The following is a 10,516-nucleotide window of genomic DNA, read 5'->3' as shown; positions in this document are numbered from 1 at the left end:
CATTATGTCCAAAAACACCAACGCAGGCAAACCTGCGACCGCCAGGCTGCCCAGCGGCGTCGCCAATATCGGCACACTGGATCTGGTGTCCGCCACCCTGGAACGCCTGGATACCCGCCGCTCGGGCCTGCCCGGCATGGCCGTTCTCTACGGCCCGGCCGGCTGGGGCAAGACCTTCGCGACCAACGTCTTGGCCATCGAGAGCCGCGCGTACTACGTCCAGATGCGCAGCGCCTGGCGCTCCAAGACCCTGCTGGAGAAGATTCTCTTCGAGATGGGTGTTAAGCACGGCCGCGCGACGGTGCCCGATCTGCTGGACATGGTATGCGAGCAGTTGAGCACCTCGGGGCGGACGCTGGTCCTCGACGAATTCGACTACGCCACCAAGTCGGACAGCCTGATCGAGCTCGCCCGCGACATCTACGAGGGTTCGCAAGGCTCCCTGCTGCTGGTGGGCGAAGAGTTGCTTCCCAAGAAGCTGGAGCGCTGGGAGCGCTTCCACTCGCGCGTCCTGACCTGGGCGCCCGCGCAGCGCGTCACCCTGTCCGACGCGGTCCAGCTCGCGGCCATCTATGCCCCGAATCTGCCGATTGCCGAAAACGTCCTGGCACGCCTGGTTGAACTCGCGAATGGCTCGGTCCGCCGCGTGTCGGTCAACCTGACCCAGTTGCATGAGCACTGCCTGACCTACGGCGCCGAGGCCTGCACGATGGCCGAGCTCGACCAGGTCGCCATCTACACCGGCCGCTCGCCGGATCGGAGGGCGTGATGAACGCCGGAACCTTGACCCTCTCGACGTTCGATCACTGCCGCTACCAGATCGGACGCACAGACGCACCGGAGCTCAAAGCCCGCGGCGTGATCCAGACCACGGTGCAAAGCGAGCCGGCTGCTGTCCTGCTGGACCTGACCCTGACCGGCACCCGTCGGCACCAGCGCGTCATGGCCACGGTGCTGCTCCTGCCGCCTGACCTGGACGGACTGATCGGTCAGCTGATCGCCGTTCGCGAAATGCTCCACCGGCAACAGGGAGAGAAGCATGGGGCGTAAGCGCACTGAGCTTGAAATGAAGGGTGGCAAGTCCCCCCGCCAGCGCATTTGGGAAGCCATTCGCGCCAATCGCAAGGGCTTCACCCTGGAATCGATCGCGGAGGTCGTTGGCGGTCTCGAAGTCAGCATCGGGCACTACTTCCGCGCCCTCGATGCGGCCGAAATCATCGAAGTTATCGCAGAAGAGAGGGTCGGCAAGCTGGGCAAGCGCAAGACCTACCGTCTCGTCCGCGATAACGGTGTTGAGGCACCTCGCGTGAAGCGCGACGGTACCCCGGCCGTCCATGGGGCCGGTTACCAGGCCATGTGGGGGACGATGCACCGGCTGTTCGAGCGCAACGACTTCTCCTGTGCCGAGCTGGCCAGCTTTGCGAGCACGGCCTCGGTGACGGTTGCCGAGTCGTCTGCCACGAAGTACGTGAAGGCGCTGCACGCGGCCGGTTATCTCGACCGCACGCAGGACGCGATCTCGGGTGGCCGCAACCCCAACGCCCGCCAGGCGCGCTACCGGCTCAAGCCGTCGAAGTACTCGGGGCCGCGCGCGCCGATCATCCAGCGCCCGCAGACCGTCTACGACGCCAACCAGGGCCGCATCGTGTGGACCGACATGAAGGAATTCGAAGATGCCGAATGACAGCACGTCCCGCCCGGCGTACATGAGCGCGCCGTGGTTCGAACAGCTGGCGCGCGAGGTTAAGGCGTCCACGCAGGCCAAGGTGGCCGAGCGAATGGGCATCTCCCGCGTGACGCTGAGCATTTTCCTTAACGGCAAAGGCGAATACGGCAACGGCGGTGCGAAGCCGGACCGCATGGAGCTGCGCTATCGCAAGGCATTCGAGCAGCTCCTGTGCCCGCACGACGGTGCAACCGTCGGCGTGCAGCACTGCCGCATCAAGGCCCTGGGCACGCCGCCAACGCACAACCCGCTGCAACTGGGCCACTGGAAGGCATGCCAGGCCTGCCAGTTCAAGCCGGCGCCGGAGGAGAAGGTGGAACTGATCCGCCGGCCTCGCGCGCTCAAGCAGGAGCTGCCCATGGCCGCACTCGACACCAAGACCTTGCCCCTTCCCGAAGTGGGCGCACCGCAGATCCAGCCGACTATCGAGGAGCTCGCATGAACCGCACCAACCGCACCGTCCTGCTCAAGCGCCAACGTGGCGCCATCGTCCTGCCTGCTGCGCTGCGCTTCGAAGGTCCGATTGCCCAGGAACTGCGCGACGGCCTGTCCCGCGCTGCAGCAGAGATCCGCCGCATGGCAACTCGGGTGCGCATTCGCCGCGAACTGCGCCGCATCGACCTGGAGGAGATCCGGGCCATCCGCGAGGTCGACTGGTTGCGCGAAGAGCTGGTCCAGCAGGAACGCAACTTGTCCTGGCTGGAATTCGAGCACCGTGAGCGCCGTGAGATCCTCACCGCCCGCCTGCAACACCTGGCCGAGGTGTCGCAATGAAGCCGCGCTCCTCATTCCTCGCGTTCCTGCACACCCGCCTGGGCATCCTCGTCTGGACGCTCCTGGTGGCCGTGCTGGCCTATCAGTTCGGCCAGACCTCCAACCAGACGCAGGGTGTTAAGTCCACCCGTCCGCGTGTGATCGCCTGAAAGGACCCATCATGACCAACAAGCAAATCATCATCGCTGCGATCCAGGCCCGGCCCGGCATCCGCACGCCGGAGCTCGCCGAAGAAACGGGCATTGACAATCCCCGCTCCTACATCGCGATGGAGATCGACCGCGGCGAGATCCTGGTAGAGCCAATTTCATCGGAGCTGGGTGGCCGTCCGATCAATACCTACCGCATCAACCCGGCCCTCCCGCCCGACGAAACGCTCAACCCGCGCCAGCGCGTGGTTAAGGCGCGCGCATCGGCGCCGGCGACCGAAGCTGCGTTCAGCGCAGCGCTGTCGTCCCGCGGCGATCTGCACATCAGCGACGGCCGCAAGACCGTACAGCTCTCGCCATCGCAGACCGCGGATCTCATCGCCTACCTGGACCGCATCAACGTCGACCAGGTCATGAAGGCCGCGGGGGTCGCCTGATGCCGCTGCCGACCTTCCGCTGCCCGGTGTGCCGGAACGCGCTGACGCTCGATGTCGTGTTCGCACACGACGGCGTGCGCGACGCAATCCTGCACCTGGTCAATACGCACCCGGAGGCCGGCCGGCTGCTGCGGCCCCTCCTGGCCTACGTCGGCCTGTTCGCGCCGGTGAAGACCGAGATGCGCTATGAGCGCGTCGCGGCCCTCCTGGGCGAGCTGGTTCCGATGATCCATGCCGGTACGGTCTGCGATGCGCACGGCCAGACCTGGCCCGCGCCGCTCGACTACTGGCGCCAGGCCTTCGAGGAGATGGTAGCCAGGCGCGATGCTGGCAGCCTCAAGCTGCCGCTCAAGTCGCATGGCTACCTGACCGCCATCGTCGCCGGCATGTCGAACAAGGCTGCGGCGTCGGCCGAGCGCAGGACCGAAGCGCAGCGTGCCGGCCATGCTGGCGCGGGAACTCCGACTGCGCGCATGCAGCCGGTGACCGTGGCCGAGCCCGCTCCGCGCACCCCGATGTCCGAGCAGGCCCGTCAAGAACTCCTCCGCGCGGCCGGAAGCCGGCGCGCGGACACCATCGGAGAGAACCAATGAGTACGCAAAGCAAGGCCGTCTTTCAGCGCGCCTGCATGGACGACAACGTCAACTGGTCGCCCGAACTGGAAAAGCTAGCCATCGGCTACCTGAGCATGCTCGACATCATCGTGTCGACCAACGACCCATTGTCGGCCTACGAGTGCGCGGCGATCGCCTCTGGGCTCACCAATTTTGCGGTCAATGTGGGCTGGATCTCGCACCATTCCTATCAAGCCCTCGTGGCGAACACCAAGCACGTGCGCGCGCAGGCCATGGCCAAATGGGCCGGTCAAACGGTCTTCGTTAAGGCGGGCGCCGTTGCCGCTCCCGCCACGACCCACTAACAGCATTCAACAACGAATTGGAAATCGAAATGACGCACGCAGCAATTGATACTCCGGCCGGCTACATGCAGGACGCCCACGGCCGGCTGGTCCCCGAGAACATGGTTAAGCCCATCGACCGCGCCCGCGACCAGGTTGTTGGCGAACTGATTGCGCTTGCCAAGGCAGAGAACGCAGCCCTGGCGGCGTTGAAGAAGCGCGTCTTTGGCGACGCCGAAGCCTTCATCTCGATGTCGGCAGAGGAGTACGGCGCCAAGGTCGGCGGAGCCAAAGGCAACGTCACGCTGTACAGCTTTGACGGCAAGCACAAGGTGCAGATCGCCCGCGCGGACAACATCACCTTCGACGAGCGCCTGCAGGCCGCCAAGGCGATGATCGACGAGCTCCTCGCCGAGTGGACCGAAGGCTCGCGGCCGGAGATCCAGGCAATCATCCAAGGCGCCTTCGACACCGACAAGGAAGGCAACTTGAACACCGGCCGCATCTTGTCGTTGCGCCGCCTGGACATTCAGGACGCCCGTTGGAAGCAAGCCATGTTTGCTATCAGCGACAGCGTCCAGGTGATTGGCACCAAGACCTATGTGCGCTTCTACGAGCGAATCGGCGATACCGAAAAGTACCAGCCGATCTCCCTCGACATCGCCAGCATCTGAGGGAAGCCATGGCAACCACGAAGAATGCTCCCATGTGCGTCGTCAGCATTGGCTACCAGGACTTCCTGATGACGGTCTCCGTCGGCATGAAGGTCGTCGAACTCATGTCGAAGGCAGTCGAATGCGAGTCGCGCGGTTACCCACGTGAGGTACTCATCCGAGACCAGCCCCAGGTCGGCATGGAAACCGTCAAGGCAAGCCAGATCCGCCAGCGGCCGGCACCCATTGACGATGACCTCACGCTGGAGAACAACCCGAGCCCCGTGCTCCGACTGCGCTAAGCGTTAAGTCCGCACCGGGGCGGCTCCAGACCCGGACACATCTCTCACCCTAGAAGGAAATCGCACCATGAACAAGACCGACCTGATCGCCCACATCGCCAATGAAGCCAAGCTGAATAAGAGCGAGGCGGAGCGCGCCTTGAATGCCGTCATCAGCGGCGTCACCCATACCCTGGCCGGCGGCGGCACGGTCGCCATCACCGGCTTCGGTGCATTCGCAGTGGCCAACCGTGCGGCACGTGTCTCCCGCAACCCGAAGACCGGCGAATCCATCCAGGTGCCAGCATCGCGTGCCCCGAAATTCAAGCCTGGCAGCAACCTGAAGGCAGCGGTCGCCTGATGGCATGACGCGAAACACCCGCCGCGGCGGGTGTCTGCCAGGCGTGGTGGCCCGGCACTGATGAGCAGCCAACAACAACAGATCAGAAGGGTTAAGAAATGAAAGAGCTGATTCTCGCTGGCGCAATGCTGGTCTCGATGCTTGTGATTGCCGGCGTCGCCGTCATCGGTGTTAAGCGCTACGACAGGAAGAATGAGCGCAACGATACCGAGTGACATGCGGAACGAAACCACCAACTCACTGTCACTTCGCTAGCACCGACAACACACTACTGACATGCTCGATCGCGCCATTCTCGCCAAGATCCACGTCGCCAAGAAGCAGCTGGCGATGGAGGATGACGCCTATCGCGCAATGCTCCAGTCAGTGGCGGGCGTGCAGTCCGCGAAGGACCTGACCGTCGCGCAAGCCGAGAAGGTACTGGCGCATCTGCGCAAGTGCGGTTTCACACCGGCTGCGAAGTTCGGGCGCCGCCCCACGCCGCCGCGTGATCGTCAGGCGATGGTCAGCAAGATCGAAGCGCTGCTGGCCGAAGGCAAGCGCCCCTGGTCGTACGCCGATGCCATGGCCCGCCGCATGTTCCAGGTCGACAAGATCGACTGGTGCACTCCTGACCAGCTCTGGCGCATCGTGGCCGCGCTGCAGATTGATGCCAACCGCCGGGGCTAACATGGACCTGTCAGACGTTAAGAATCTGCTGCCCGCCCTGATTCGCGCCGTGGTTGATGCCATCGGCATCGCGGCGGCCCTCAAGCTGGTGGAGCAATTCGGTGGTTCGACCTTCCCGGTGCCAATGCGCAAGAACGCGGCCGGCAAGATCCGGTACCAGGTCCTGGCTGAGGCGGTCGGCGAGGAAGCGGCGTCGCGTCTTGTGCAACTGCTCGGCGGCCAAGAGATCTATGTCCCGCTGTGCTCGATGGCGTTGCGCGAGCTGCGTGATCGCGAGATCCGCGCCGACTTCGACCAGATCACGCGAGAGCACAGCGCCCTGCATGCAGTGGCTACGCTGGCCGTGCGCTTTCGCATGTCTGACCGCCAAGTGTGGCGGATCTTGAACCAGACCGATCGAGATGGACCACCGGTGCAATCGCAGGCTACACTGTTCTGATCGCCGCAAATTGACGTTAAGCCCCGCCCCGTGCGGGGCTTTGTCTTTTCCGACTGCTGACACCGAATGAGGTAATCACCTCGCGTGCGCACCAGCAGACTGGCACCTACATCATTCGTCACATGTAGGGGCATACCGTGCAACCACGCGGCATCCGCAACAACAATCCGGGCAACATCCGCTGGGGCGACGGCTGGCAAGGTCTGGTCGCGCCCCACATGCGCACCGACAATTCCTTCTGCCAGTTCACCGAGCCGAGCTTCGGCATCCGTGCCATCTGCAAGGTCCTGCTCAACTATGGCAGCAAGACCGGGCAGCCCGGCATCGGCGCGCCCGGCATCGACACGGTGCGCGAGATCATCAGCCGCTGGGCGCCGCCCAACGAGAACGACACCGAGGCGTACATCGCCAGCGTGGCGCGCGCGCTGGACGTCCATCCCAACGCCCACATCGACACTACCGAGCCCCGCATCATGCGCGGCCTGGTGGTCTCCATCATCCGCCACGAAAACGGCCAGCAGCCTTACAGCCCGGCCCTGATCGACAACGCCATGCGGATGGCCGGCATCGTATGACGCGCCTGGCCGATCTCATCACCGACGCGAACACGGGCAGGTTGTCCCATACCAAGCTGTGGCCGAACGTGGCCAACCTGGTGGCGACGGTCCTGTTCGTTCGCGCCGGCTGGCTCAACCAGCTCACCACCGAAGTGTGGTGGGCATACCTGGGCTGTGTCGGCGGCTACACCGCCATCATGCGGCTCGCCCAGGTGGCGCGCGAAAGGAAGGCCAATGATCCAGCTTAGCCGCCTCGAAGCCATCGTCGTGGGCGTTCTCGCGCTCCTGGCCGGCTTGACCCTCGGCGCCCCCGTAGGGCTGTGGTACGGCACCAGCCGCGCCACGGCGATTGGCGATAGCCGCATCGCCGAGCTGAAGGGGCAGTATGCCGACGCCAATCGAAAGGCTACCAAGGAAGCCGCAGACCGCCTGAAAGAAGAGACGGAACGCGGTAACCGCCTGAGCGCAGACCTTACCCAGGCTGAGAGCCAGATTGATTCGCTTTCCCAGCATCTCCATACGAGGGTCGACCGTGTCACAACCGTCTATCGTGAAGCGCCTGACGCGGCGCTCAAGCCTGTTCCTCAGTGCATCTTTACTCGCGGCTGGCTGCGGGACTACAACGCCGCCATCGGCGCTGCAGTGCCCGCCGCCGGCGAAGGCGCCAGCGCACCTGCTGAAGCGCCCGCTGCCGGCGTCACCGCTGATGGAGACGACGAGCTCGCCGCGGCCGGCATCGACTCCCGGTCGATCCTGAGCCACCACATCGACTACGGCGCCCGCGCGCGCAAGCTGGAAGAGCAGCTGAACCGTCTGATCGACTACGAAGAGGGCAAGGATGCTCAGTAATCGCGCCCTGGACCATGCGGCTGCCATCGAGTTGGCGGACCGGGAGAAGGCCATCAGCGAGGTTCGCGCCCGTGTGCGGAGTGGCCCGTCGGCCGAGTTCTGCCAGGACGAGACCTGCGGCGAGCCCATTCCCGAGGCGCGCCGCCTGGCGGTGCCGGGCTGCCGCTACTGCATCGACTGCCAGGCGCGCCTGGAACAACATTTCTCTCCCCGGAGATACGGATGAACGACAAGGAACAGTCGCAGGCCCTCGGCCGCATCGAAGGCAAGATGGACATGATGCTGCAGAACCAGAAGCGCCAGGACGACAAGCTGGAAGAGATGGACGGCCGCCTGCGCGCTGTTGAGGTTAAGGCCGCGACCAGTGGTGCCGTGGCCGGTGCGCTGGCGTCCGTCTTAACCTCGGTCGGCGTGGCCATGGCCAAAGTCAAGCTGGGCCTGTAAGCAGCATATGGCCCACGACAAGGCAACCCGCGACAAGGTCCGCAGCGCATTCGTGTTCGATCGCCTCACCCTTGAGGTGGCATCGATGAAGGCCGGCGTTTCCTATGGCACCGCCCGACGGTGGAAGACGGATGCGCGGACTGCGGGCGACGATTGGGACAAGGCCCAGGCTGCGCAGCTGATGGCCGGCGGCGCGATCGAAGACATCGCCCGCCAGATGCTGGCCGGCCTGGTGACCCAATACCAGGCGTCGATGGACGCCATCGCTAAAGACGCGGATCTGCAGCCTGGCGCGAAGGTCCAGATGCTCTCCAGCCTGGCCGATGCGTACAACAAGACCATCTCGGCCAGCAAGCGCATCCTGCCCGAGACGTCCGAGCTGGCCACGGCCATGGACGTGCTGCAGCGCATGGCGGCGTACGTTAAGGATCGCCACCCGCAGCACATCAAGGCGTTCGCTGAGATCCTGGAGCCCTTCGGGGCCGAGCTGAGCAAGGCCTATGGCTGAGAACCTGACCGACCGCGAATTCAAGAAGGAGCTGGCGCTACTCTCTGCCCAGCTCCTTCGCGATATTGAGGCCCACCAATCCGGCCTGGACGCCAGCCCCGAAGCGATCGCCAAGCGGCGGCGCCGCGTGCTCAAGGACGGCGACTTCCAGTTCTTCGCCTACACCTACTTCCCGCACCACATCCGCGGCACGCCTTCGAGCTTCCAGGGGCATTTCTGCCAGCGCTTCCCTCGGCTGCTGGAGCAGCCCCGCGGCGCCCTGGAATGGTGGGTGGCGCCCCGCGGCGAAGCCAAATCCTCCCTGGCCACCAAGATCGGGCCGGCGTACTGCGTGGTGCGCGGCCTGCTGCAGCGCCCTGAGATCCAGCAGGAAATCGGCTGGGAAGGTCCGCTGCCGCCGTTTATCGACTACGTCATCCTGCTGGGCGCCGAGACCAAGCTGCCTGCCAAGCTGATCGAGGTTGTTAAGACGGAGCTGACGGCGAACGCCATGCTGCTGCTGGACTTCCCCGAAGCCTGCGGCAGCACCACGCTATGGCGGATCGGCGAAGCCGTCTTCAACACCAACGTCAAGCTCGAATCGTTCGGTGCAGACCAAGCCATCCGCGGCACGTTCCACGGCGCCAGCCGCCCGAAACTGCTGATGGGCGATGATCTGATAACCGATGCCGAGGCCAAGAGTCCCACGGAGCGCGCCAACCGCTGGAACTGGCTGACCAAGGCCATCGACTATCTGGGCCCGCCAGATGGCAGCGTTAAGTATGCCGGCGTCGGCACCGTCCTGGACAAGGACGATCCGATCTCGCGCGCCAAGAGGACCATCGGCCATGTCGTGCATCACTTCCGCGCGATCGAGCAGATGCCGACCAACATGGATCTGTGGGCGCAGTGCGAGGAGCTGATGCGCAACCACGACCGCGCGGTCATCGAAGAGGCCTCGCGGGACGGCCGCGTCGTGCCCGAGGATGAGCTACCGTCGTACCGGTTCTACCTGGCGAACAAGCTGGAGATGGATGCCGGGGCGCGTATCTCCTGGCCGTCGGTGCGCCCGCTCTTCTGGCTGATGCGCCAGCGGGCCAAGGCACTCAAGGCATTTAACACTGAGCTCCAGGGGGACCCGCGCACCGACGAAGACAAGGTCTTCGGCAACATCACCTACTGGGTGAAGCGCCTGGATCACTGGATGATGTTTGGGGCTTGTGACCCGTCCATGGGCGCCAATGAAAAATCAGACCCGTCGGCACTCCTGGTCGGCGGCTTTGACACCTGGAACGGCAAGCTTCACGTGATCCACTCCGAGATCAAGCGGCGCGTGCCGTCCAAGCTGGAGGCCGACCTGGTCGCCATGCAACGGGAGTTTCGGTGCCGGGCGATCGGCTTCGAGAACAACAACGCCTACGAGCATTCTCGCCAGACCTTCATCCAGGCGGGAATGCGGGCCGGCGTGCCGCTGCCTCTCGTCGGGGTCACGGCCACGGTGCCGGCCGAGGTGCGGATTGATTCCCTGGAGCCGTTCGTCACGGACCGCCTGGCGCCCAGCATCCTGCTCCACGCGGATTTGCGCCAGCTGCTCGACGAGCTGGACACCTGGCCGGAGAAGCAATCGCACCACCACTACGACGGCCTGACCGCCTTGCACATCCTGTGGATGATCGCTTCCACGCGCGCCCACGGGTCCTATGAGTACACCGCTGTGCCAAAGCGCTCGCAAGACGACGGACGCGCGGATGACGACAACATGATTTCCGGCGCCGGCGGCGCCTGGTAGGAA

At 64.6% G+C, this 10,516-nt stretch carries 21 protein-coding genes and 1 other RNA gene; all 22 read left to right on the top strand.

What is annotated here, in order from left to right; translation table 11 throughout:
• Nucleotides 1-4: 4 nt before the first annotated feature.
• The 22 genes from AC3WQZ_RS00885 to AC3WQZ_RS00780 all read left to right on the top strand — a co-directional run bounded on the left by AC3WQZ_RS00885 (nucleotide 5) and on the right by AC3WQZ_RS00780 (nucleotide 10,513).
• A complete protein-coding gene (locus AC3WQZ_RS00885; RefSeq protein ID WP_492299814.1) occupies nucleotides 5-769 on the top strand; it encodes an AAA family ATPase in 765 nt (254 codons plus the stop codon).
• On the top strand, nucleotides 769-1,050 hold the full coding sequence (locus tag AC3WQZ_RS00880) for a hypothetical protein (RefSeq protein ID WP_492299813.1): 282 nt from the start codon (nucleotides 769-771) through the stop codon (nucleotides 1,048-1,050). The genes AC3WQZ_RS00885 and AC3WQZ_RS00880 overlap by 1 nt, the downstream gene beginning before the upstream one ends.
• The gene (locus tag AC3WQZ_RS00875; protein WP_492299812.1) at nucleotides 1,040-1,684 is read left to right on the top strand and encodes a hypothetical protein; all 645 of its coding nucleotides are present in this window, start codon (nucleotides 1,040-1,042) and stop codon (nucleotides 1,682-1,684) included. The genes AC3WQZ_RS00880 and AC3WQZ_RS00875 overlap by 11 nt, the downstream gene beginning before the upstream one ends.
• Nucleotides 1,674-2,168 carry a MarR family transcriptional regulator gene (locus AC3WQZ_RS00870; RefSeq protein WP_492299810.1) on the top strand — a complete coding sequence of 165 codons (495 nt, stop codon included), beginning with the start codon at nucleotides 1,674-1,676 and terminating at the stop codon, nucleotides 2,166-2,168. The genes AC3WQZ_RS00875 and AC3WQZ_RS00870 overlap by 11 nt, the downstream gene beginning before the upstream one ends.
• Nucleotides 2,165-2,500: a hypothetical protein gene (locus tag AC3WQZ_RS00865; RefSeq protein ID WP_492299809.1), complete on the top strand. Its 336-nt coding sequence runs from the start codon at nucleotides 2,165-2,167 to the stop codon at nucleotides 2,498-2,500. Before AC3WQZ_RS00870 ends, AC3WQZ_RS00865 begins: the two co-directional genes overlap by 4 nt.
• Nucleotides 2,497-2,649, top strand: coding sequence for a hypothetical protein (locus AC3WQZ_RS00860; protein WP_492299808.1), 153 nt, complete (start codon nucleotides 2,497-2,499; stop codon nucleotides 2,647-2,649). Before AC3WQZ_RS00865 ends, AC3WQZ_RS00860 begins: the two co-directional genes overlap by 4 nt.
• Nucleotides 2,650-2,660: 11 nt before the next feature.
• The gene (locus tag AC3WQZ_RS00855; protein ID WP_492299806.1) at nucleotides 2,661-3,086 is read left to right on the top strand and encodes a hypothetical protein; all 426 of its coding nucleotides are present in this window, start codon (nucleotides 2,661-2,663) and stop codon (nucleotides 3,084-3,086) included.
• Nucleotides 3,086-3,679 carry an HI_1489 N-terminal domain-containing protein gene (locus tag AC3WQZ_RS00850; protein WP_492299804.1) on the top strand — a complete coding sequence of 198 codons (594 nt, stop codon included), beginning with the start codon at nucleotides 3,086-3,088 and terminating at the stop codon, nucleotides 3,677-3,679. The genes AC3WQZ_RS00855 and AC3WQZ_RS00850 overlap by 1 nt, the downstream gene beginning before the upstream one ends.
• On the top strand, nucleotides 3,676-4,005 hold the full coding sequence (locus AC3WQZ_RS00845; RefSeq protein ID WP_492299802.1) for a hypothetical protein: 330 nt from the start codon (nucleotides 3,676-3,678) through the stop codon (nucleotides 4,003-4,005). The genes AC3WQZ_RS00850 and AC3WQZ_RS00845 overlap by 4 nt, the downstream gene beginning before the upstream one ends.
• A 29-nt stretch (nucleotides 4,006-4,034) precedes the next feature.
• Entirely contained in the window at nucleotides 4,035-4,658 is a 624-nt protein-coding gene (locus AC3WQZ_RS00840; protein ID WP_492299801.1) for a DUF3164 family protein, read from the top strand.
• Nucleotides 4,659-4,666: 8 nt separating this feature from the next.
• Nucleotides 4,667-4,939, top strand: a complete 273-nt coding sequence (locus AC3WQZ_RS00835; RefSeq protein ID WP_492299800.1) for a hypothetical protein — start codon at nucleotides 4,667-4,669, stop codon at nucleotides 4,937-4,939.
• A 67-nt stretch (nucleotides 4,940-5,006) separates the two neighbouring features.
• On the top strand, nucleotides 5,007-5,279 hold the full coding sequence (locus tag AC3WQZ_RS00830; RefSeq protein WP_492299798.1) for an HU family DNA-binding protein: 273 nt from the start codon (nucleotides 5,007-5,009) through the stop codon (nucleotides 5,277-5,279).
• Between the two features lie 7 nt (nucleotides 5,280-5,286).
• An RNA gene (locus AC3WQZ_RS00825) (hammerhead ribozyme type II) lies at nucleotides 5,287-5,353 on the top strand.
• A 202-nt stretch (nucleotides 5,354-5,555) separates the two neighbouring features.
• Nucleotides 5,556-5,948 carry a gp16 family protein gene (locus AC3WQZ_RS00820; protein WP_492299797.1) on the top strand — a complete coding sequence of 131 codons (393 nt, stop codon included), beginning with the start codon at nucleotides 5,556-5,558 and terminating at the stop codon, nucleotides 5,946-5,948.
• A 1-nt stretch (nucleotide 5,949) separates the two neighbouring features.
• On the top strand, nucleotides 5,950-6,387 hold the full coding sequence (locus AC3WQZ_RS00815) for a Mor transcription activator family protein (protein WP_492299795.1): 438 nt from the start codon (nucleotides 5,950-5,952) through the stop codon (nucleotides 6,385-6,387).
• Nucleotides 6,388-6,524: 137 nt separating this feature from the next.
• Nucleotides 6,525-6,962: a structural protein P5 gene (locus AC3WQZ_RS00810; RefSeq protein ID WP_492299794.1), complete on the top strand. Its 438-nt coding sequence runs from the start codon at nucleotides 6,525-6,527 to the stop codon at nucleotides 6,960-6,962.
• Nucleotides 6,959-7,192, top strand: a complete 234-nt coding sequence (locus tag AC3WQZ_RS00805) for a DUF2644 domain-containing protein (protein ID WP_492299793.1) — start codon at nucleotides 6,959-6,961, stop codon at nucleotides 7,190-7,192. Before AC3WQZ_RS00810 ends, AC3WQZ_RS00805 begins: the two co-directional genes overlap by 4 nt.
• On the top strand, nucleotides 7,179-7,793 hold the full coding sequence (locus AC3WQZ_RS00800) for a hypothetical protein (protein ID WP_492299791.1): 615 nt from the start codon (nucleotides 7,179-7,181) through the stop codon (nucleotides 7,791-7,793). The genes AC3WQZ_RS00805 and AC3WQZ_RS00800 overlap by 14 nt, the downstream gene beginning before the upstream one ends.
• A complete protein-coding gene (locus tag AC3WQZ_RS00795) occupies nucleotides 7,783-8,019 on the top strand; it encodes a TraR/DksA C4-type zinc finger protein (RefSeq protein ID WP_492299790.1) in 237 nt (78 codons plus the stop codon). The genes AC3WQZ_RS00800 and AC3WQZ_RS00795 overlap by 11 nt, the downstream gene beginning before the upstream one ends.
• A complete protein-coding gene (locus AC3WQZ_RS00790; protein WP_492299789.1) occupies nucleotides 8,016-8,237 on the top strand; it encodes a hypothetical protein in 222 nt (73 codons plus the stop codon). The genes AC3WQZ_RS00795 and AC3WQZ_RS00790 overlap by 4 nt, the downstream gene beginning before the upstream one ends.
• A 7-nt stretch (nucleotides 8,238-8,244) precedes the next feature.
• The gene (locus AC3WQZ_RS00785) at nucleotides 8,245-8,745 is read left to right on the top strand and encodes a DUF1804 family protein (RefSeq protein WP_492299787.1); all 501 of its coding nucleotides are present in this window, start codon (nucleotides 8,245-8,247) and stop codon (nucleotides 8,743-8,745) included.
• Nucleotides 8,738-10,513: a hypothetical protein gene (locus AC3WQZ_RS00780; protein ID WP_492299786.1), complete on the top strand. Its 1,776-nt coding sequence runs from the start codon at nucleotides 8,738-8,740 to the stop codon at nucleotides 10,511-10,513. The genes AC3WQZ_RS00785 and AC3WQZ_RS00780 overlap by 8 nt, the downstream gene beginning before the upstream one ends.
• The last annotated feature ends 3 nt before the right edge of the window (nucleotides 10,514-10,516 follow it).

This window comes from Cupriavidus sp. FW305-26 (assembly GCF_058787975.1).
Note: the sequence above shows the minus strand (reverse complement) of the source record. Positions and strands in the feature narration are given on the sequence as shown.

Coding starts and splice junctions, on each gene's coding strand:
- AC3WQZ_RS00785 (WP_492299787.1), top strand. CDS start 8,245: ATGGCCCACGACAAGGCAACCCGCGACAAGGTCCGCAGCGCATTCGTG.
- AC3WQZ_RS00865 (WP_492299809.1), top strand. CDS start 2,165: ATGAACCGCACCAACCGCACCGTCCTGCTCAAGCGCCAACGTGGCGCC.
- AC3WQZ_RS00820 (WP_492299797.1), top strand. CDS start 5,556: ATGCTCGATCGCGCCATTCTCGCCAAGATCCACGTCGCCAAGAAGCAG.
- AC3WQZ_RS00850 (WP_492299804.1), top strand. CDS start 3,086: ATGCCGCTGCCGACCTTCCGCTGCCCGGTGTGCCGGAACGCGCTGACG.
- AC3WQZ_RS00800 (WP_492299791.1), top strand. CDS start 7,179: ATGATCCAGCTTAGCCGCCTCGAAGCCATCGTCGTGGGCGTTCTCGCG.
- AC3WQZ_RS00795 (WP_492299790.1), top strand. CDS start 7,783: ATGCTCAGTAATCGCGCCCTGGACCATGCGGCTGCCATCGAGTTGGCG.
- AC3WQZ_RS00845 (WP_492299802.1), top strand. CDS start 3,676: ATGAGTACGCAAAGCAAGGCCGTCTTTCAGCGCGCCTGCATGGACGAC.
- AC3WQZ_RS00855 (WP_492299806.1), top strand. CDS start 2,661: ATGACCAACAAGCAAATCATCATCGCTGCGATCCAGGCCCGGCCCGGC.
- AC3WQZ_RS00805 (WP_492299793.1), top strand. CDS start 6,959: ATGACGCGCCTGGCCGATCTCATCACCGACGCGAACACGGGCAGGTTG.
- AC3WQZ_RS00830 (WP_492299798.1), top strand. CDS start 5,007: ATGAACAAGACCGACCTGATCGCCCACATCGCCAATGAAGCCAAGCTG.
- AC3WQZ_RS00880 (WP_492299813.1), top strand. CDS start 769: ATGAACGCCGGAACCTTGACCCTCTCGACGTTCGATCACTGCCGCTAC.
- AC3WQZ_RS00870 (WP_492299810.1), top strand. CDS start 1,674: ATGCCGAATGACAGCACGTCCCGCCCGGCGTACATGAGCGCGCCGTGG.
- AC3WQZ_RS00790 (WP_492299789.1), top strand. CDS start 8,016: ATGAACGACAAGGAACAGTCGCAGGCCCTCGGCCGCATCGAAGGCAAG.
- AC3WQZ_RS00875 (WP_492299812.1), top strand. CDS start 1,040: ATGGGGCGTAAGCGCACTGAGCTTGAAATGAAGGGTGGCAAGTCCCCC.
- AC3WQZ_RS00780 (WP_492299786.1), top strand. CDS start 8,738: ATGGCTGAGAACCTGACCGACCGCGAATTCAAGAAGGAGCTGGCGCTA.
- AC3WQZ_RS00815 (WP_492299795.1), top strand. CDS start 5,950: ATGGACCTGTCAGACGTTAAGAATCTGCTGCCCGCCCTGATTCGCGCC.
- AC3WQZ_RS00835 (WP_492299800.1), top strand. CDS start 4,667: ATGGCAACCACGAAGAATGCTCCCATGTGCGTCGTCAGCATTGGCTAC.
- AC3WQZ_RS00840 (WP_492299801.1), top strand. CDS start 4,035: ATGACGCACGCAGCAATTGATACTCCGGCCGGCTACATGCAGGACGCC.
- AC3WQZ_RS00860 (WP_492299808.1), top strand. CDS start 2,497: ATGAAGCCGCGCTCCTCATTCCTCGCGTTCCTGCACACCCGCCTGGGC.
- AC3WQZ_RS00885 (WP_492299814.1), top strand. CDS start 5: ATGTCCAAAAACACCAACGCAGGCAAACCTGCGACCGCCAGGCTGCCC.